General features: G+C 33.2%; 18 protein-coding genes, 1 pseudogene and 1 riboswitch. Of the genes and pseudogenes, 18 read left to right on the top strand and 1 reads right to left on the bottom strand.

The window, feature by feature from the left end; translation table 11 throughout:
• Positions 1-29 precede the first annotated feature (29 nt).
• From larC to cobC, 7 genes and pseudogenes are all read left to right on the top strand, one after another.
• Positions 30-1,246: pseudogene (gene larC, locus HALSA_RS13385) on the top strand (nickel pincer cofactor biosynthesis protein LarC).
• 167 nt (positions 1,247-1,413) lie between these two features.
• The gene (nikR, locus tag HALSA_RS11340) at positions 1,414-1,836 is read left to right on the top strand and encodes a nickel-responsive transcriptional regulator NikR (protein ID WP_013406691.1); all 423 of its coding nucleotides are present in this window, start codon (positions 1,414-1,416) and stop codon (positions 1,834-1,836) included.
• A complete protein-coding gene (locus tag HALSA_RS11335) occupies positions 1,829-2,902 on the top strand; it encodes an ABC transporter substrate-binding protein (protein ID WP_013406690.1) in 1,074 nt (357 codons plus the stop codon). The genes nikR and HALSA_RS11335 overlap by 8 nt, the downstream gene beginning before the upstream one ends.
• A 12-nt stretch (positions 2,903-2,914) precedes the next feature.
• Positions 2,915-3,991: a FecCD family ABC transporter permease gene (locus HALSA_RS11330; protein WP_013406689.1), complete on the top strand. Its 1,077-nt coding sequence runs from the start codon at positions 2,915-2,917 to the stop codon at positions 3,989-3,991.
• Positions 3,991-4,752: an ABC transporter ATP-binding protein gene (locus tag HALSA_RS11325; protein ID WP_013406688.1), complete on the top strand. Its 762-nt coding sequence runs from the start codon at positions 3,991-3,993 to the stop codon at positions 4,750-4,752. Before HALSA_RS11330 ends, HALSA_RS11325 begins: the two co-directional genes overlap by 1 nt.
• Positions 4,753-4,778: 26 nt before the next feature.
• Entirely contained in the window at positions 4,779-5,864 is a 1,086-nt protein-coding gene (tsaA, locus tag HALSA_RS11320) for a tRNA (N6-threonylcarbamoyladenosine(37)-N6)-methyltransferase TrmO (protein ID WP_013406687.1), read from the top strand.
• Between the two features lie 21 nt (positions 5,865-5,885).
• Positions 5,886-6,500, top strand: coding sequence for an alpha-ribazole phosphatase (gene cobC / locus HALSA_RS11315; RefSeq protein ID WP_238524757.1), 615 nt, complete (start codon positions 5,886-5,888; stop codon positions 6,498-6,500).
• Positions 6,501-6,924: 424 nt separating this feature from the next.
• On the opposite strand, the gene HALSA_RS13080 is transcribed toward cobC, so the two are convergent.
• The gene (locus tag HALSA_RS13080) at positions 6,925-7,380 is read right to left on the bottom strand and encodes a hypothetical protein (protein WP_238524756.1); all 456 of its coding nucleotides are present in this window, start codon (positions 7,378-7,380) and stop codon (positions 6,925-6,927) included.
• A 360-nt stretch (positions 7,381-7,740) separates the two neighbouring features.
• Positions 7,741-7,936: riboswitch (cobalamin riboswitch) on the top strand.
• Positions 7,937-8,194: 258 nt separating this feature from the next.
• Between HALSA_RS13080 and HALSA_RS11305 the strand changes: the two genes are divergently transcribed.
• The 11 genes from HALSA_RS11305 to cobK are packed head-to-tail and all read left to right on the top strand — an operon-like array spanning position 8,195 to position 18,665.
• Positions 8,195-9,751, top strand: coding sequence for a cobyric acid synthase (locus HALSA_RS11305; RefSeq protein WP_013406685.1), 1,557 nt, complete (start codon positions 8,195-8,197; stop codon positions 9,749-9,751).
• A 2-nt stretch (positions 9,752-9,753) separates the two neighbouring features.
• On the top strand, positions 9,754-11,277 hold the full coding sequence (locus HALSA_RS11300; protein ID WP_013406684.1) for a cobyric acid synthase: 1,524 nt from the start codon (positions 9,754-9,756) through the stop codon (positions 11,275-11,277).
• Between the two features lie 53 nt (positions 11,278-11,330).
• Positions 11,331-11,843, top strand: a complete 513-nt coding sequence (locus tag HALSA_RS11295; RefSeq protein ID WP_013406683.1) for a cob(I)yrinic acid a,c-diamide adenosyltransferase — start codon at positions 11,331-11,333, stop codon at positions 11,841-11,843.
• A gap of 35 nt (positions 11,844-11,878) precedes the next feature.
• Positions 11,879-12,499 (top strand): precorrin-8X methylmutase, encoded by a 621-nt coding sequence (locus HALSA_RS11290; RefSeq protein WP_013406682.1) that lies wholly within the window; start codon positions 11,879-11,881, stop codon positions 12,497-12,499.
• A 2-nt stretch (positions 12,500-12,501) separates the two neighbouring features.
• Complete coding sequence (cbiD, locus tag HALSA_RS11285) at positions 12,502-13,632, top strand: cobalt-precorrin-5B (C(1))-methyltransferase CbiD (protein WP_013406681.1); 1,131 nt, start codon at positions 12,502-12,504, stop codon at positions 13,630-13,632.
• Positions 13,625-14,275: a precorrin-6y C5,15-methyltransferase (decarboxylating) subunit CbiE gene (gene cbiE / locus HALSA_RS11280; protein WP_013406680.1), complete on the top strand. Its 651-nt coding sequence runs from the start codon at positions 13,625-13,627 to the stop codon at positions 14,273-14,275. The genes cbiD and cbiE overlap by 8 nt, the downstream gene beginning before the upstream one ends.
• Positions 14,272-14,865: a precorrin-6Y C5,15-methyltransferase (decarboxylating) subunit CbiT gene (gene cbiT, locus HALSA_RS11275; RefSeq protein ID WP_013406679.1), complete on the top strand. Its 594-nt coding sequence runs from the start codon at positions 14,272-14,274 to the stop codon at positions 14,863-14,865. Before cbiE ends, cbiT begins: the two co-directional genes overlap by 4 nt.
• Positions 14,865-15,590: a precorrin-2 C(20)-methyltransferase gene (cobI, locus tag HALSA_RS11270; RefSeq protein ID WP_013406678.1), complete on the top strand. Its 726-nt coding sequence runs from the start codon at positions 14,865-14,867 to the stop codon at positions 15,588-15,590. The genes cbiT and cobI overlap by 1 nt, the downstream gene beginning before the upstream one ends.
• Positions 15,591-17,120, top strand: coding sequence for a precorrin-4 C(11)-methyltransferase (gene cobM / locus HALSA_RS11265; RefSeq protein WP_013406677.1), 1,530 nt, complete (start codon positions 15,591-15,593; stop codon positions 17,118-17,120).
• Positions 17,121-17,157: 37 nt separating this feature from the next.
• The gene (cobJ, locus tag HALSA_RS11260) at positions 17,158-17,901 is read left to right on the top strand and encodes a precorrin-3B C(17)-methyltransferase (protein WP_013406676.1); all 744 of its coding nucleotides are present in this window, start codon (positions 17,158-17,160) and stop codon (positions 17,899-17,901) included.
• Positions 17,898-18,665, top strand: coding sequence for a precorrin-6A reductase (gene cobK, locus HALSA_RS11255; RefSeq protein WP_013406675.1), 768 nt, complete (start codon positions 17,898-17,900; stop codon positions 18,663-18,665). Before cobJ ends, cobK begins: the two co-directional genes overlap by 4 nt.
• The last annotated feature ends 9 nt before the right edge of the window (positions 18,666-18,674 follow it).

The raw sequence follows: 18,674 nt of genomic DNA, 5'->3' as shown, positions 1-18,674 counted from the left end.
TTGAAGTTAATTCTGGTATTAGTGGAGATATGACAATAGCTTCTCTTTTAGACCTTGGTCTTGATCAAGATAAGTTCTTATCTGAATTAGACAAGTTGGGACTTGAGGGTTACAGCATAGAAATTTCTAAGGTGAAAAAAAACGGTATAGAAGCTACAGATTTTAAAGTTGTTATTGAGGATACCGGATCTTTAGTTCATGATCACTGTCATGGAGACCATGAACATCATTCTGAAGATCATGATAATAAAGATTCTCAAAAAGATAAGCAGTCTTCAGTTGCTGAGCATCATCATAGAAATTTTAATGATATTAAAGAGTTAATTAATCAAAGTACTTTAAATAAAAAAATCAAAAAATTAAGTATTGATATATTTGAAAAAGTTGCTCGGGCAGAAGCAAAGGTTCATGCTCAAGATATTAGTGAAGTTCACTTTCATGAGGTTGGTGCTATTGATTCTATAGTTGATATAGTGGGTACAGCGATATTAATAAATATGATTGAATATGATCATATCTATGCATCACCATTATCACTGGGGAGTGGATTTGTTAAAGCTGCCCATGGAATAATACCGGTTCCAGCTCCGGCAACCATAGAAATTTTAAAATGTGTACCAGTTTATTCAACCTGTGTAAAAAGCGAACTTGTAACACCTACTGGAGCAGCGATAATTAAAACTTTAGCTGAAGATTTTATTAATCTACCTGAGCTGGAAATAGAAAAAATAGCTTATGGTGCTGGTAAAAAAGATTTAGAAAGCACTAATGTGCTTAGGCTTTATCAGGCAAAAAAAAAACTGAAAAAGAACTTTTAATATTAGAGACAAATATTGATGATATGAGTGGAGAAATATATTCTTATCTTTTTCCTAAATTACTGCAGGCAGGGGTAAAAGATCTTTATCTAACAAATATTGTGATGAAAAAAAACAGACCTGCCCAAAAATTAAGTGTATTATGTGAAGAAAAGAATCGCAAAGCGATAGAAAAGATAATTTACAGAGAAACAACAACTCTTGGTATCAGAAGGAAAGAAATCAAAAGAAGCTGCTTAAAAAGAAAGTTCTATGATTTCAATTCTTCTATTGGCCTGGTAAAAATTAAGGCAGCTTATTATGAGGGAGAATTATTAAAATTAGCTCCTGAATATGAAGATTGCCGAAAGATTGCCGAAAAAGAAGATCGGCCTCTAAAAGATGTTATGGAATTGATTAAAAATGAAGCAAGCAAAGAATTATTTTAAGCATCATAATTAAAAGTATTTTTTTGATCCCTGCTAATCGGCAGGGATTTTTTGATCTAAAATAATTTTTTTAAAATAAACTATTTATTTTGCAGGATAATGAGTTCTTAAAAAGAACTATAGTAACACGAATTAAAATATCGTGTTATTTTTAAGGAGGTGCGATTTTGTCAGAACTAAAAAGATTCGGGGTCTCTATAGATCAAGATCTTTTAAATCAATTTGATAACATTACTGCTGGAATCTATAATAATCGTTCTGAGGCAATTAGAGATTTAATAAGGGAAAAAATAATGGAAGCAAAAAATAAAGAGGAAAATACAGAAGTAGCTGGTACTTTAACCCTTATTTATGATCATCATAAAAAGGGTTTAACAGATAAGATGATCAAACTTCAGCATGATTATCACTGCTTATTTAAATCTAATCTACACCTTCATTTAAATCATGATTACTGTCTAGAGGTAATAGTGGTTGAGGGAAATTACAGGAAACTAAAAGAAATAACTTCTAAAATAAGGGCTTTAAAAGGTGTAAAACATGGCAGATTAGTTGTTAGCAATTTAAATGAGGTGGAAAATAATGCTTGAAAAATTCATAAATAAAAAGAAAAGGCTATTAATTATTTTAATATTCATTTTTTTTATAAGTATTTTCAGCACTAATAGTTATGGAAGGGCTATAACTGATCTGTCAGGTAGAGAGCTTATGATTCCAGACGAGATTGACGAAATAATTGCAGTAGGTCCTGGAGCTTTAAGGCTTGTAGTTTATTTAGAAGCAGATTCGATGGTTATCGGTATAGAAGAATTTGAAAGAAGGGATAATAATCGACCTTATAATTTAGCCAGGCCTGAACTTAGAGAGTTACCGGTAATTGGGCCTCAATTTGGTGGAGATGCTGAATTAATAGCAGCGGCAGAGCCTGATTTAATTATTGCTTCTTATTTATCTAAAACAGAAGCTGATAATCTGGCAGCCAAAACCTCACTTCCGGTTGTCTTAATTAATGATGAGTCAGCAGGTTCAATGAGTGAAAACGAATTAACCGCTGCTTTAAATTTTTTAGCACCACTTTTAAATAAAGAAGATAGAGCTGAAGAATTAGTTAATGGCTATCAAGAGTATAAAAATGATCTAATAAATAGGGCAGCAGAGTATGATCAGAGCTTAAAAGAGAAAAAGCTTTATATTGGTGGAATTGGACATCGCGGAGCTCAAGGAATTAGATCAACAGAAACTAATTATCTTCCTTTTCAATATTTGGGTTTAGAGAATGTATTTAAACAGGGTGACAAAAGCAATATATTTATTAGCGGAGAAGAACTTTTGCTTAGAGATCCGGAAATTATATTTATTGATCAGGGTGGAATTGAATTAGTAAGAAATGATTTGAACAGAGCTGAATATTCTTATTTACAGGCAGTTGCTAATTATAATTTATATGGAGTACTTCCATATAATCACTATACTACTAATTTTGCTACTGTACTGGCAGATGCTTATTATATTGGTCAGGTTATCTTTGGTGATGATTTTATTGAAGAAGATCCAGCTGAAAAAGCGGATGAGATTTATCAATTTTTTCTTGGAGAGAAAGTCTATCAAGATATGGCAGAAATATTTGGTGGATTTAAAAATATAAGTTTTGATTAAAGAGGCTATAATATGAGTAAAGAGTTTTATGATAAGGAGAAAAAAAGAATATTAGCTGAGCAACAGGAAAATAATAAAAAAATATATTTACTTACTTTTAGTTTAATAATATTAATAATTGCAGCTGCAGTCTATAGTCTTTTCATAGGTTCAGCCCAAATTGAATGGCGTGATATTTACGGTGTTTTTTTTGCAGGAAGCAGAGGAATGGTTTATAATATCATCTGGAATATTAGATTGCCTTCAATTTTGACTTCTTTAATAGCTGGAATGGGCCTGGCCCTTTCCGGGGCAGTAATGCAGTGTATTCTAAAAAATCCTCTTGCTTCTCCATTTACTCTCGGTATTTCTCATGCGGCAGCATTTGGAGCAGCTTTTTCTATAGTTGTACTCGATTTTTCTGCAGTAATTGAAAGTTTTGCTTTTCTAGAAGGGATATATTTACCATCAGTAGCAGCATTTTTGTTTTCTCAGATTGCAGTTGTAATAGTCTTGTTTATCAGTAGAAAAAACAGGGCAACCGCCGAAACAATTGTTCTGGCAGGGATAGCTCTTTCATCTCTTTTTACAGCTGGAACTACTGCTTTACAGTTTTTTGCTGATGATTTAGAACTTGCTTCTGTTATTTATTGGACTTTTGGCGATCCAGGTAGAACTACCTGGAATCAACTGCTGATTATAACACTGGTCTTTATTTTCATTGCTGCTTATTTTATTTATAACAGCTGGAATTACAGTATTTTAAATGCTGGAGATGAGGTTGCTTCCAGCTTAGGAGTTGATTCTGCTAAGATGCGTTTAACTGCAATGACAGCTGCTTCTATATTAACAGCGGTAATTATTTCTTTTGTGGGGATTATTGGCTTTATTGGTCTTGTTACACCTCATATTATCAGAAAAATAGCCGTTGGCAGTCAGAGACAGTTTTTTATCAACTCAGCTCTTGCTGGTGGGCTGCTTTTAATAATATCTGATAATCTTGCCAGAACAGCTTTTAGACCGGTGGTTTTACCGGTTGGGGTTTTAACTGCATTTTTAGGAGCACCACTTTTTATTTATCTTGTTATAAAAGGGAGGCAGTACTGGTGATGCTAAAAGTTGAAAATTTAAGCTTTAGTTATAGTAGAGAAGAAGTGCTAAAAAATATTAGTTTTGCAGCTAAAAAGGGAGAATTAATTACATTAATTGGTCCCAATGGCTCTGGCAAAAGTACTATTTTAAAATGCATAAATTCATATTTAAAAGTTGAGCAGGGCAATATTAAAATCAAGGCTAAAAATTTAGCCTCTTACAGTAAAAATGAGCTGGCAGAAATTATTGCTTATATACCTCAACTGGAAAATTACAGCTTTCCTCTTACTGTTTTTGAAACTATTTTGATGGGAAGAAAATCTCACAGCAGCTGGAGGGCCAGTCAAAAAGATAAAGAAATTACTGCTGAAGTAATAGCTAAACTTGGTTTAGGTGATTTTTCCTGTACAAATATAAATAATTTAAGTGGAGGTCAAAAGCAAAAAGTTTTTATAGGTCGGATGATGGCCCAACAGGCTGATCTTATTTTATTGGATGAACCTACCAATAATCTGGATTTAAAACATCAACTTGAAATTTTTGAGCTTATTCAAAATGAGGTTGATAAAGGCAAAACTGCAATAGTTACCATGCATGATCTTTCTCTTGTAAGCCGTTTTAGTGATAGAATTATTATGCTTAAAGATGGAGAAATCTATTCTGATGGTGATAAAAGTTCTTTATCTGCTGCCAAAATACATTCTGTTTATGGAGTAGAAGTTAGTCTTAAAGAACACAATGGCAGTCATGTTATAATACCAGAAAGAGTAGTTGTTTAATATTAATAAATAAAGGGTGGTGTAGAGTGAATTTAACAGAGATTGCAAAAGTTAAAAGTAAATATAAAGAACCGATTGGGCCTGATAAAATGAAAAAAACCGAAAGTATTATTGAAGTGAAAGAAGAATTTGAAGATGGGCTATATGGAATTGAGGAACATGAATATCTGCAGGTTTTATTCTATTTTCACAAATCAGAGGGATATGACTTGATCAGTAAAAGAAGAATTGGGGGAGAAAAAGGACTTTTTGCTTCTCGAAGTCCTCGCCGAGCAAGTGGGATTGGAATTACCACTGTAGAACTATTAAAAAGAGAAGGGAATAAACTATATGTATATGGACTTGATGCTATAGATGGAACCCCGGTGGTAGATATTAAGCCTTATGCTTCTTTTATGGATGAAGCCTCTATATCACTTCAGAAAAATAATCCTCGCTATAAAATAGAGAAAATGATAAGATATCAGAATATAGATGAGCTTTTATTAAAAGCAGGGGAATTTCATGGTCATTATTGTCCTTTTCTGGCCCTGGGAGTTTTGGCAGCAGCTGATGCTTTAAAAAGAATGCAAAAAGCTGATGCAGGAATGGAAAAATTACTTGCAGTTGTAGAAACAAATAGCTGTTTTAGTGATGGTATACAAGTTGTCAGTGGAGCAACTTTTGCTAATAATGCTTTAATCTACAGAGATCTTGGTAAAACAGCAGTAACTTTTGTCAGCCGAGAGGGTGGAAATCTCCGCTATTATCTTAAAAATGATAAATTTTTAGAAAAAGATTATACTGAAGCAAAAGAACTTTTTGAAAAAGTTGTTGCTAGAAGAGAAGGCAGCAGAGCTGAAGAAAAGAAGTTAAAAGAACTATGGAAAAAAATAGCTTTTGAAATAATTGAAGAAGATATAGCAAAATATTTTAAAGTAGAAAGAGATATTGAAATTGAAGTTCCTGATTATGCGCCAATTTTTGAAGATAAATACTGTCAGGAATGTGGAGAAAAAATCATGGCAGTAAAAGCAGTAGAAAAAGAGAATCAGGATTATTGTAAAAAGTGTGCTCAGGCAGAATATATACAGCTTGATGGAAGTGGTTTAACTGTAAAAAAATTTGATTAAGCTGAGCAAAGGGTGAAAATAGTGGCAACAAAAATGCTTTTAATTAGACATGGAGAAACAGATTGGAACAAAGAATTGATTTTTCAAGGGCATAGCGATACAGAATTAAACGAAAAAGGTATAAAAAATGCTAAGAAAAATGCAGAATTGTTAAAAGATCTCAACTATGATTATATTTATTGTAGTGATCTAAAAAGGGCAAAAGATACAGCTGGTTTTATCGCAGATAAGCTGAATAAAAAAATAATTGAAAGTAAAGAAATCCGCGAATTAGATTTTGGTAAATGGGAAGGACTTGACTTTAAATCAATAGAAGAGAAATATCCTGATGAATTTAAGGCCTGGCAAGAAGATTTTTTAAAAAATAATCCTCCTGGAGGAGAAAAGATAAGTGATTTTACTGAGAGAGTAAATCGCTTTTTTAAAAGTGTTTTAAAAAAACACAGGGATAAAAAAATTATTGTAGTAACCCATGGTGGAGTTATTAAAACTTATTTAACAGAAATAATGGCAGTACCAAAAAAGAGATTCTGGCAGTTTCAGATTGAGAATAATTCTCTGACAGAAATTAAATTTACTGGAGAAGTAGCTGTTTTGACAAAGCTAAATCTTTTATACTCTAATAATTTTAAGTGAACCTCTCCACCTAAATCAAAACCAAGATTTGCATCAAAAGAGATACTAGCTTCGCGTCGGATGGAGCTTCTAACTGCTTCATATAGATTAAAGTTCAACCTATATTACTAGGTCAGTTTACAAGATGTTTGGCTTTTAAGTTTTGCTCCTAATAGTTTAGGATACCCTTAATCTTGAAGGATTGTCCACAAATCCATTATCTCTCGCCTCTTTGATAGGTCTGAGAATACATTTATCGTTATGATATTTACGAAGTATATTAAAGCTACCATTCTGATCAGCATTAATTAATAGGCCCTCGTTAGTTTTAAAGAGACCTCTAGTAATTCTTCTGGATTTATCATAGTTACTTTTATTTATTTTTTCCAGATCTACTGAACAGCGGCCAAATCGAATACGGTCATACTAAAGCTTTCCTTGCGTATTATAAATTAAAAGCTTTAGTGACCTTCACATTATATTTAGATTGTATCTTTTTAGATAAGGATAAGAGTAATTTGTTATCTTTAATTCTAATAGCCAGATTGGTAAAAATTATTTCACAGGGATTACTGTTCATATGTTTAAAATTAGGTGATCCTGGCTGACCCTTATATTTTTGAGGATTCTTTTTATAATCTTTGAGAGAATTAAAAAAACTTTTCCAGTCCTGAGCTAACTGCTTTAATGCCTGCTGTCTGTTATGGGAGTGAAGGTAGTCATTATGCCAGTTATTTTTATATCTAGTTTCTAATTCAGTATAGACAGCTTTTACATCTTTATTATTTTTAATCTGATAATTGACTGTATTATATAATTTAGAGCAATGCCAGGCTAATTCATTAATTATTACTAATTGCTTATGGCTTAATTTAGGCTTGAATTTAAATGATAATCGCATTGATTTTTCACCTCCATCCTACTATAATTATATCATACATATGTTTGCTTGTAAAAGAAAAAATGGAGGTTTGATTTTTATGGATAGAGACTTAAATAACAATTATCATTCTGTTTATAGTCTACAATATCATTATTGTATCTTCTGGTGGTGCTACTATTGAGACAATTAAAAAGTATATTGAAAATCAGAATAAATAGCCAATTCATCTCCACCTAATGCATAGCTTGGATGGAGTTTTCTTGGCAGTTTTAAATAAATTTGATTTTTTTTGCAGGATATTTATTAAAAGCATTGAATAAAGTAAAATAGATAACAATAATTTTTCTAATAATATTTCTACTAGTATATCAAAAAATCAAATATAATAATACATCAAGGTGCTTTCAGTTACGGCTGAAAGAGAATAGGGAAACAGGTGAAAAACCTGTACGGGCCCGCCACTGTAACTGACAGATTAAATTTAAATACATCCACTCAGTATTTACTGGGGAAGGATATAAATTTAATTGTTAATGTCAGGAGTCAGGAGACCTGCCTTTTGTATTTCTATCTAATCCTCGGGAAACAGGAATTAATAGTGCTCATAAAGTTTAATTATAAGCATTTTATTTTCTTTGCAAATCATATTTTTTATGATTAGCTATCATTTTACTCAACCTTAGGGTTGAGTTTTTTTATTTTTCTCTTAGTTTTTAGAAAATTTCCATAATGTATGACTCTAATTTTATCTAAATTGCTTGGTAATTCACTTAAATAAAGGTGAAAGATTTAACAAATCTTATTATAAGTATAGCTAAAGGAGAAGATTGTTGTGAAAAACAGAGCAGGTACAATAATGATCCAAGCTACTTCCTCAGATGCTGGTAAAAGCCTTTTTGCAGCAGCTTTATGCAGGATTTTTAATCGGAAGGGAATAAAAACTACTCCTTTTAAAGCCTGGAATATGTCGCTTAATTCATATGTGACAAAAAACGGAGGAGAAATAGGTATTGCCCAGGCACTGCAGGCTGAAGCTGCCGGGCGGGAGCCTGAGGTAGATATGCAGCCAATTTTGATCAAAGCCATGGGTGATGGCCAGACCCAGGTTATAATCAGAGGAAAAGCAGATAAAAATATTTATTACTCTCAAGGAAAAGAAGATTATAGAGAAATTTTTGCAGAAACGATCACAAATTCTCTGCAGAAATTGAGCCGGGAAAATGAGCTTATAATTATTGAGGGAGCTGGTAGTCCTGCTGAAATAAACCGCAGTGGCCCAGATTTTGCAAATATGTTTACAGCAAAAATCTATAATTCTCCTGTCCTGTTGATCAGCAATATTGATCGAGGTGGAGCACTTGCTTCCCTGGTAGGAACTTTAAAGCTTCTTTCTGAAAAAGAAAAAAAATTAGTCAAAGGACTTTTAATAAATAAATTTAGAGGAGATTTTGAGCTCTTAAAACCCGCTCTTGGCTTTTTAAAAGAATATACTGGCAAAGAAGTTCTTGGTGTAATTCCTTATCTAAAAGATTTGAATCTTCCTGAAGAAGATTCAGCATCTCTTAAAAAAATAAATCAAAAAAATAGTAATGATAAGATAAAAATTGGAATAATAAGGCTGCCTCATATTTCTAATTTCAGTGATTTTAATAGTTTGAAAATGGAAGCTGATGTTTACTTAGAATATATAGCAAAACCCCAAAAATTAAATAGTTTTGATTTGATTATTGTACCTGGTACTAAAACAACTACTAAAGATTTAGATTTTTTAAAGAGTTCAGGCTTAGCTAAAGAGATAAGGCTTGCTGCCAAGGCAGGTACACTGATTATGGGTATTTGTGGAGGCTTCCAAATGCTTGGCCGCAATCTTTATGATAAACAGCAGACAGAAGGTGGCAGCAAAAAAATGGAAGGTTTAAATTTGCTTCCTATTGAGACAGAATTTTTAGCAAGTAAAACAACCCACCAGGTTGAAGCAGTTTTGAATAAGAATTTAGAAAAAACAGATTTTTTCTCTAGTTTTGATTTCAATGAAAAATTAAAGGGTTATGAGATTCATATGGGAATCACAAAATATTTAGAAAAGAGCAAGCCATTATTTGAGCTGCAGAAACGCTCTGGAGAAAAATTAAAAATAATGGATGGTGCTTTTGCTATTGAAAGCAACTGTTTTGGTAGTTATCTGCATGGTCTGTTTGACAATGATGGTTTTCGCAGATCTTTAATTAATTATTTAAAAGATAAGAAGAATCTTTTTTTAGATCAAGCAAATACAGGTTCTCAAAATTCTTATCAAGAAAACCTACAGAAAGAACTTGAAAGGCTAGCAGATGTTGTGGAAAGCAAGGTAGATGTAGATAAACTTTTAGAATTAAGCAAAAGGAGTTAATTATGACAGCAGCGATTATGTTTCAGGGTACAGCCTCAGATGCCGGGAAAAGTATAATTACAGCAGCAGCCTGTAGAGTTTTGGCTCAGGATGGATATCTTGTGGCACCATTTAAATCACAGAATATGTCTTTAAATTCCTGGATTACAAAAGATGCTAAAGAAATAGCGGTTGCCCAGGCAGTCCAGGCAGAAGCTGCTCAGGTTGAGCCAATTGTAGAGATGAGTCCAATTCTTTTAAAGCCAAATGCAGATAATAATTCACAGGTAATATTGCAGGGAAAACTATATAAAAACATGAATGCAGCCGATTATTTTGCCTCTAAGGATAAATTGCTTGAGATAATAAAAGAATCCCTAACTGTATTAAAGAATAATTATAAGGTGATAGTACTTGAAGGTGGTGGGAACCCTGCCGAAGTGAACTTAAGAGATAAAGATCTGGTTAACATGAAGGCTGCTGAACTTGCAGAGTCTCCTGTGATTTTAATTGCAGATATTGATAAGGGAGGAGTTTTTGCTTCTGTTATTGGAACTCTTGAACTCCTAACTGAAGAAGAAAGGGCGAGAGTCAAAGGGATTATAATTAACAAATTTAGAGGTGATCCTAAAAAGTTTGAAGATGGAGTAAAACTTATTGAAGAACACACTTCTAAGCAGGTACTTGGTGTCTTGCCATATTTAGAAGATCTAGATCTTCCGGCTGAAGATAGCCTAGAAAACAATGTTTTTAACAGTGCAAATGATCAGCTTGATATTGTAGTGGTTGCCTATCCTCAGATGTCTAATTTTACTGATTTCGATTATTTTAAGGCTGAAAAAGGAGTGCAGCTCCGCTATATCAGAAGGGTAGAAGAAATTGCTGACCCTGATTTAATCATTTTACCTGGGAGCAAAACAACTATTAAAGATTTGAAATATCTTTACAGCTCAAAAATGGCTGATAAAATAAAGGAACTTGCCGGAAAAGGTAAAGATATAATCGGGATCTGTGGTGGCTATCAGATGCTTGGTAAAGAAATTAGAGATCCTGAAAATTTTGAAATAAGTTCAAGGAGTATAAAAGCTTTGAATCTGCTTAATATTAAAACAGTGTTAGCAGCAGAAAAAGTGACAAATCAGATAACAGCTAGTTCAGCAAAGAATTTGCCTTTCGAAACTGATTTTGTCTTTAAAAATCTAAGTGGGTTTGAAATTCATCAGGGTAGAACTATCAGAGATTCTAATGTTAAACCTGTTTTTAGACTTCAGCGAAAAATGAAAGATTTTGAATCAAAAAGCCAGTCTGATGGTGCGATTAATGAAAAAGGTAATATTTGGGGTACATATATTCATGATATTTTCAAAAATGATGAATTTAGAAAAGCTTTAATAATCTATCTTTTTAAAAAGAAAGGCTTAAGTCGTCCTGAGGGTGATAACAAAAGCGCCTTAGAAATTAGAGAAGAAAATTATAATTATCTGGCAGATATGTTTAGAAAATATATTGATATGGAATCATTTTATAAAATAATCTTTGAGAACTAAAAGCATTTGAGAGAATTTATTTCTGCCTGCAATGCCCCAAGGAGGATCAATTTATGAAAGCTATGGTACATGTTTATACTGGATGTGGGAAAGGCAAAACAACAGCTGCCTTAGGCTTAGCTCTTAGAGCAATAGGAGCTGATAAAAAGGTGTTTGTTGCCCAGTTCGTTAAAGGAATGCAGTACAGTGAATTAAAAAGTATATCAAAAATTGAAAACATTGGTTTAAAACAGTACGGCCATAATTATTTTATAAAAGGAAAGAGTTCAAAGAAAGATAAAACAGCAGCTAGACAGGGTTTAAAAGAAGTAGAAGAACTACTAGAAAAAGGAGAATATGATCTTATAATACTTGATGAGGCGAATATAGCTGTTCACTATAATCTTTTTTCTGTTGGTGAATTAATTACTGTTCTAGAAAAAAGCCGAGAAAATATTGAGATTGTAATCACCGGAAGATATGCAGCAGAAGAATTGATCGAATATGCAGACCTTGTTACAGAAATGAAAGAGATAAAACATTATTTTAAAAAAGGCATTAAAGCGCGTAAGGGGATTGAAAAATAAAGTAAAAAAACCCCTGCTTTTAAAGGAGGTAAATGATGGAAGAAAATAATCCTAGAGAAATAGAAGCTAAAAGCATGAGAATGATTGATGAAGAAATTGGAAATTTAAACTGTACAGAGGCAGAAAGAAAGACGATCAAAAGAGTAGTTCACGCATCTGCAGATACTGACTTAGCAACTAAGGTGAGTTTTTCACCGGGAGCTGCTGAAAAAGCTCAAAAGCTTATCAGAGAAGGTGCAGATATTATTACAGATGTAACAATGCTTAAATCAGGAATAAATGAACGAAAATTGGCCCAATATGGTGGGGAACTTAAATGTTTTATTAGAGATGAAAAAGTAATGGAGGCAGCAGAAAAAACCGGTCTGACAAGGTCGATAATGGCTGTCCGAAAAGCGGCTAAATTACCTGGTAAAAAGATATTTGCCATAGGTAATGCACCAACCGCACTATTTGAACTGCTTAGATTAAATGAAGAAGAAAATTTAAAAATAGATTTTATAGTCGGAACTCCAGTTGGGTTTGTTGGGGCAGCAGAATCGAAAGAAGAACTTATGCAGAGCGATATTCCTCATATTTCTTTAGAAGGTAGAAAGGGAGGTAGTGCTATTGCTGCTTCAATTGTCAATTCTATTCTATATATGATGGGAGATTAAGGATGACTTTTGAAAAGTATATCACTAAAGGAGGAAAAAAATACAGACTTGGTTATACTACCGGTACTGCTGCTGCAGGTGCGGCAAAAGCTGCCGCTTTGATGTTGCTTAATCAAGAGCAGGTATCTCAAGTAGTAATAAATACTCCTTATGGACTACAGGTGGAAATGGATGTTTTTGATGCCGAGTATAATCCTGAGCGAGCTCAAGCAGCTGTTGTTAAAGATGCCGGTGATGATCCTGATGTAACAGATGGTTTGAAAATATATGTTTTATTAGAGAGATTGAATTATGATAAAGATCTTGGAGAAAGCATTATTAATATTGCTGCTGGTGAGGGTGTTGGTATAGTAACTAAAAAAGGGTTACAACTACCCGTAGGTTCTGCAGCAGTTAATCCCACTCCTCGAAAAATGCTTAAAAAAGCAGTTAGGGAAGTCTTCCCTCAGAAAAACAAATTTAAACTTACGATTTCTGTTCCGGGTGGTAAAGAGGTGGCAGAAAAAACTTTTAATCCCAGGCTAGGTATCAAAGGAGGGATTTCTATACTTGGCAGCAGTGGAATAGTTGAGCCAATGTCAGAATCAGCTTATAAAGAATCACTAGCTGTTGAATTAAAACAATCTGCTGCTTTAGGAGAGAAAAAATTATATTTTGTTTTTGGTAATAATGGTAGAGATAGATTGCTTGAGTTGGGTAAGAGAGAAGAACAGATAATAAGGATGAGTAATTTTGTTGGTTTTATGCTTGAGCAGAGCTCCGGGCTTGACCTAGAAGAGATCATTATTTTTGGTCATATTGGAAAAATCGTTAAAGTTGCAGGTGGTATATTTAACACCCATAGCAAAAAGGCGGATGGCCGCAAAGAAATAATTGCTGCTCATGCAGCACTATCTGGTGCTAATCAGCAAATTATCAAGGATATATTTGCCCAAAATACTGCTGAAGAATCAGCTGCTTATCTGATAAAAAAAGAAATGAAATATGTTTTAAATAGTATAGTTGAAGCTGTTGCTTTAAGGGCAGCAGAAAAAATAGATAAAGAAATAGAACTTAATGCTGCTATATTTACTTTCAAAGATGGGATAATTGCAGTATCTAAAGGAGCAGAGGAGGACTTTGATTTTGAATAAAATATATGTACTAGGTATAGGACCAGGACACAGAGATTATTTAACTAAAAAAGCAGAAAAAATAGCAGAAGCAGCTGATGTATTGATCGGAGGTAAAAGAGCCTTAAAACTTTTTAATGATCCTGAACAACAAAAAATCAAAATCAGTTCTGAACTCAATAAAATAAAAAAATATATTTTAGAAAATTATCAAAACAAAAGTATTGCAGTTCTCGTATCTGGAGATCCAGGTCTTTATAGTCTACTTAATTACCTTAAGCGAGAACTTGGGTCTGAAATACTTGAAGTTATAGCAGGCATTAGTTCACTACAGATTGCTGCTGCAAAAATAAAGTTGAGCTGGAATGATTTGCAGATCAGCAGTCTGCATGGTAGTCCGGAAAACAAAGAGATAGTCCTGGGATTAATTAGGGATAATCCTAAGGTTGGACTATTTACTGATAATAGATTTCCTCCTTCAGAAATTGCAAAATACTTGCTGGAAATGGGTATTAAACAGAAACAGGTATATGTATTTGAAAATTTATCCTATGCAGATGAAAAAATAACTGCAGGAAGCTTAAAAGAAATCAGCCAGAAATCATTTTCTAAACTAACAGTGATGATAATTTTAGACAATACAGAAAAAGGTGAATCACAATGAGTGAATGGAAGTATATAACTGCCGGCATACCTGATAAAGATTTTGTTCGGGGGGAAGTGCCGATGACTAAAGAAGAAATTCGGGCTGTTGTAATATCAAAATTGCGATTGCAGAAAAACCATATTGTATATGATATTGGTGCTGGAAGTGGCAGCATAACTGTTGAAGTAGCACTTAAAGCAAGAACTGGTATGATTTATGCAGTTGAAAAAAAAGCAAAAGCAGTTGATTTAATAAAAAAGAATTGTAATAAATTTAAGTTAAACAATGTAAAGATAATTGAAAAAGAAGCTCCTCAAGGTTTTGAAGAATTACCACCAGCTGACAGAATTTTTATTGGTGGAAGTGGTGGTTTTTTAAAAGAAATAATATCTCATTCAGATAAAAACTTAAAAAAAGATGGGAAAATTATTTTAACAGCTATAACTGTAAATACACTGAGTACTGCCGTATCTCAATTTGAGCAGCTAAATTATCAAATAGATATTAGCAATGTTTCTGTGACTAAAACCAATAAAGTAGGGGATTATCATATGTTTAAAGCCCTAAATCCAGTCTATATTATAAGTGCTCAAAAGGAGGAAGAATAATGTCTGCAAAACTGTACGGAATTGGCGTTGGAGCTGGTGATCCAAAATTATTGACTCTAAAAGCTCTAGAAACTTTAAAAAAAGTTGATTACATATTTACTCCTGTTTCTGCTGCAAGCACAGAGAGTAATGCTTTAAATATTATTGATACTTTATTTGAAGATTCTCTGCTGCAAAAAGAAAATAAAGTTATAAATTTAAATTTTGAAATGGCAAAAGACCTTAAAAAATTAAAAGAATCACGTTTAAAAGCAGCTAAGAGAATTAATGAAAAATTAACAGAGGATAATCAAGTAGCTTTTATAACCCTTGGAGATCCCTTTTTATACAGCACTTATACTTATATAATGAAAAAAATTCAAAAATGGCAGCCTGGAGTAGAAATAAATACAATTCCTGGTATCAATTCTATAGCAGCCTGTACATCTGCTCAAAATCTGCCTCTTGCTGAAGGAAAGGAAAATATAGCTATAATTTCTAATCTAAAAGATGAGGTACAGCTTGAAAAAATATTTTCGATTTTTGATACAGTAGTTATCTTAAAATTAAGCAGAAATTTTGCTAAAGTTTATCCGGTTTTGCAGAAACTTAATTTAAAAGACAAAGTGCTTATTGGCAGCAAATGTGGTTTAAAAGAAGAAAAATACACAACTAATATAGAAGTACTAAATAATGAGGAAATTGACTATTTAACTTTAATGATTGTCAAAAGGAAGGGGATTTAGATGAAAGTATATTTTATTGGTGCAGGAGCGGGTGACCCCGAATTAATAACAATTAAGGGTAAAAAGGCGGTAGAAGATTCTCAGATTATAATTTATGCTGGTTCTCTGGTTAATCCTGAAATTTTAGAGTATAATCCTGAAGCAGATATTCATAATAGTGCTTCTTTAAGTCTTGAAGAAGTGATTTCGATAATAAAAAAAGCAGCTGCTGAAAATAAAAATGTGGCCAGAATACATACCGGAGATCCTTCCATTTATGGAGCAATTAAAGAGCAGATAGATTTATTAGAGAAAAACAATATAGATTATCAGATAATCCCAGGTGTTAGTTCCTTTCTTGCAGCAGCAGCAGCATTATCTGCAGAGCTTACTCTACCGGAGGTATCACAGACAGTAATTCTCAGCAGACAGGCTGGAAGAACCCCTGTACCTGAAAAAGAAAAGCTTTCTCGACTTGCTGAACATCAGGCATCAATGGCTGTTTTTTTGAGTGTGCAGATGATAGAAGAAGTGGTTGCTGAACTTTTAGAAGGATATACTCACGATACTCCTGCTGCCGTTGTTGCCAAAGCTTCCTGGCCTGATGAATCGATTATTCGTGGCACTTTAGCAGATATTGCTTACAAAGTAAAATCAGCAGGTATTAAAAAAACTGCTTTAATTATGGTTGGAGATTTTTTAGACCCAGAATATGCAAAATCAAAACTATATGATAAAAACTTTGCCCATGAGTATAGATCTGCAGGAGCTGAAAAAAAAGCTATTCTGGTAGTTAGTTTTGGTACAAGTTATCATGAAACAAGAGAAAAAACTATTCAGGCATGTGAAAGAAAAATAGCAAAACGGTTTCCAGAATATGATCTAAAAAGGGCTTTTACTTCCCAGATGATCATTAATAAATTGCAAAAAAGGGATGAAATAATAATTGATAATCCTGAGATCGCTTTAAAAAAATTGTATGAAGAAGGCTATCAGGAAGTAGTTGTTCAACCACTTCATATTATTAATGGCAGTGAACTACATGAGCTTATTCGGACTGTAAAAACTTTTAAAAATAATTTTAGAACATTGAAATGGGGAAATGCTCTTTTATCTAAAACTGATGATTATTTTGAGCTAGCAGAAATACTAAAAAATGAAATAGAAAATGTTCAGCCAGACCAGGCTGTTGTATTAATGGGACATGGCAGTTCTCATGCGGCTAATTCAGATTATGCTGCCCTAGATTATGTTTTAAAAGAAAGAGGTATGGAAAATTATTATGTTGGAGCTGTAGAAGGTTACCCTGAGATAGAGGTAGTGATTGAACAACTTGAGAAAAAGAATTACAACAAAGTAAAGCTTGCTCCTCTCATGCTTGTAGCTGGAGATCATGCGCAAAATGATATGGCTGGAGAAGCTAATGATAGCTGGAAAAATATTTTAGAAAACGCAGGTTATGAGGTAGAAATACAACTTAAAGGCCTCGGAGAATATGATGGAGTACAAAACAAGTATACAGAAAAGTTAAATAAATTACTTTCAGAATGATATTTTTTAAAGTGTTGCTAGCAGAGAGGATGATTAAATGCAGTTAAATAAAGACTTATATATAATTGGAATTGGACCGGGTAATTTAGCAGATATTAGCCGCAAGGCTTATCAAGTATTAAATGAAGTAGATGTTATTGTTGGTTACAAAAAATATATTGAATGTATAAAAGAGCTAACAAGAGAAAAACAGCAGCTTTATTCTACTGGAATGAGAAAAGAGATGGAAAGAGTCGAAAAAGCTGTTGGGCTGGCTGCTGCAGGTAAAAAGGTAGCTCTTATCAGTAGTGGTGATGCTGGAGTCTATGGAATGGCAGGACCGGCATTTGAACTGATTGCAAAAAATGATATTGCAATTGAGGTTGAAGTAATAGCAGGTATAACTGCTGCAAATGCTGCAGCTGCTGTGTTGGGTGCTCCCCTGATGCATGATTATGTTGTGATAAGTTTAAGTGATATTTTAACTCCCTGGGATCAGATAAAAAAAAGACTAAAGGCTGCTGCAGAAGCAGATTTTATTACCACCCTTTATAATCCTCGTAGCAGCAGAAGAAAAATGCAGCTGCAAGAAACACAGAAAATTTTCCTTAAACATAGGAGTCCAGACACACCGGTTGGTATTGTAAAAAGTGTAGGCAGAGATGGAGAAGAACTTATGATTACAACCCTTAGTGAGCTACCTTTAGAAAAAGTTGATATGCTGACAACAGTTATAATTGGTAATTCAAATACCTATGTTGCAGCTAATAAAATAATTACACCAAGAGGTTATAAAATATGATCTGGATACTTGCTGGTACTTCAGACAGTTATCGGCTGATTGAAAAATTAAAAGAGAATATCGATATTAATATAATCGCAACTGCAGCTACTGATTATGGTAAAAAGCTACTGGATGAAAAATTTGCAGTCAAAGCTATCAGAAAAAGATTAAGTGAAGCTGAAATGCAGGATTTCATAAATGAACATGCTATCAAATACATAATCGATGCCAGCCACCCTTTTGCTGAAGAGCTGTCCAGAAATGCAATTTTAGCTGCAGAAAAAAGCGAGATAGTATATTTGCGTTATGAAAGGAAAAGCCTTGATTTAAGCATCTATCCAGATAAAGCTTTGATAAAAGTAAAAAATTATCTGGAAGCTGCTGAGGAGGCTGATAAATTTCATAGGATTTTTTTAAGCACAGGTTCTAAAACTGCAGATATCTTTGTAGAGAATATTGATAATTTTACGGAAAGACTTTTTTTTAGAATACTGCCAGCTGAAAAGTTCCTTAAGAAATTAATAAAATTAGGATTAACTCCTGCTAATATAGCTGCTTTACAGGGGCCTTTTAGTAGAGAATTTAATCAGGCCATGTTTAAAGAATATAAAGCAGATGTGCTGGTTACTAAAGCCAGTGGAAATAGGGGTGGCCTGAAAACAAAAATTGAAGCAGCCCTTGAACTTAATATACCAATTATAATTATCGAAAGGCCAGAAATTCTTTATCCACAAAAATTCGAAGAGATTAATAATTTAATCGAGTATCTTAAAAATAATTAAGGAGGTGTA

Source organism: Halanaerobium hydrogeniformans, from assembly GCF_000166415.1.
Classification (GTDB): Bacteria; Bacillota; Halanaerobiia; order Halanaerobiales; family Halanaerobiaceae; genus Halanaerobium; species Halanaerobium hydrogeniformans.
This window is presented reverse-complemented; position numbering and strand designations above follow the sequence as displayed.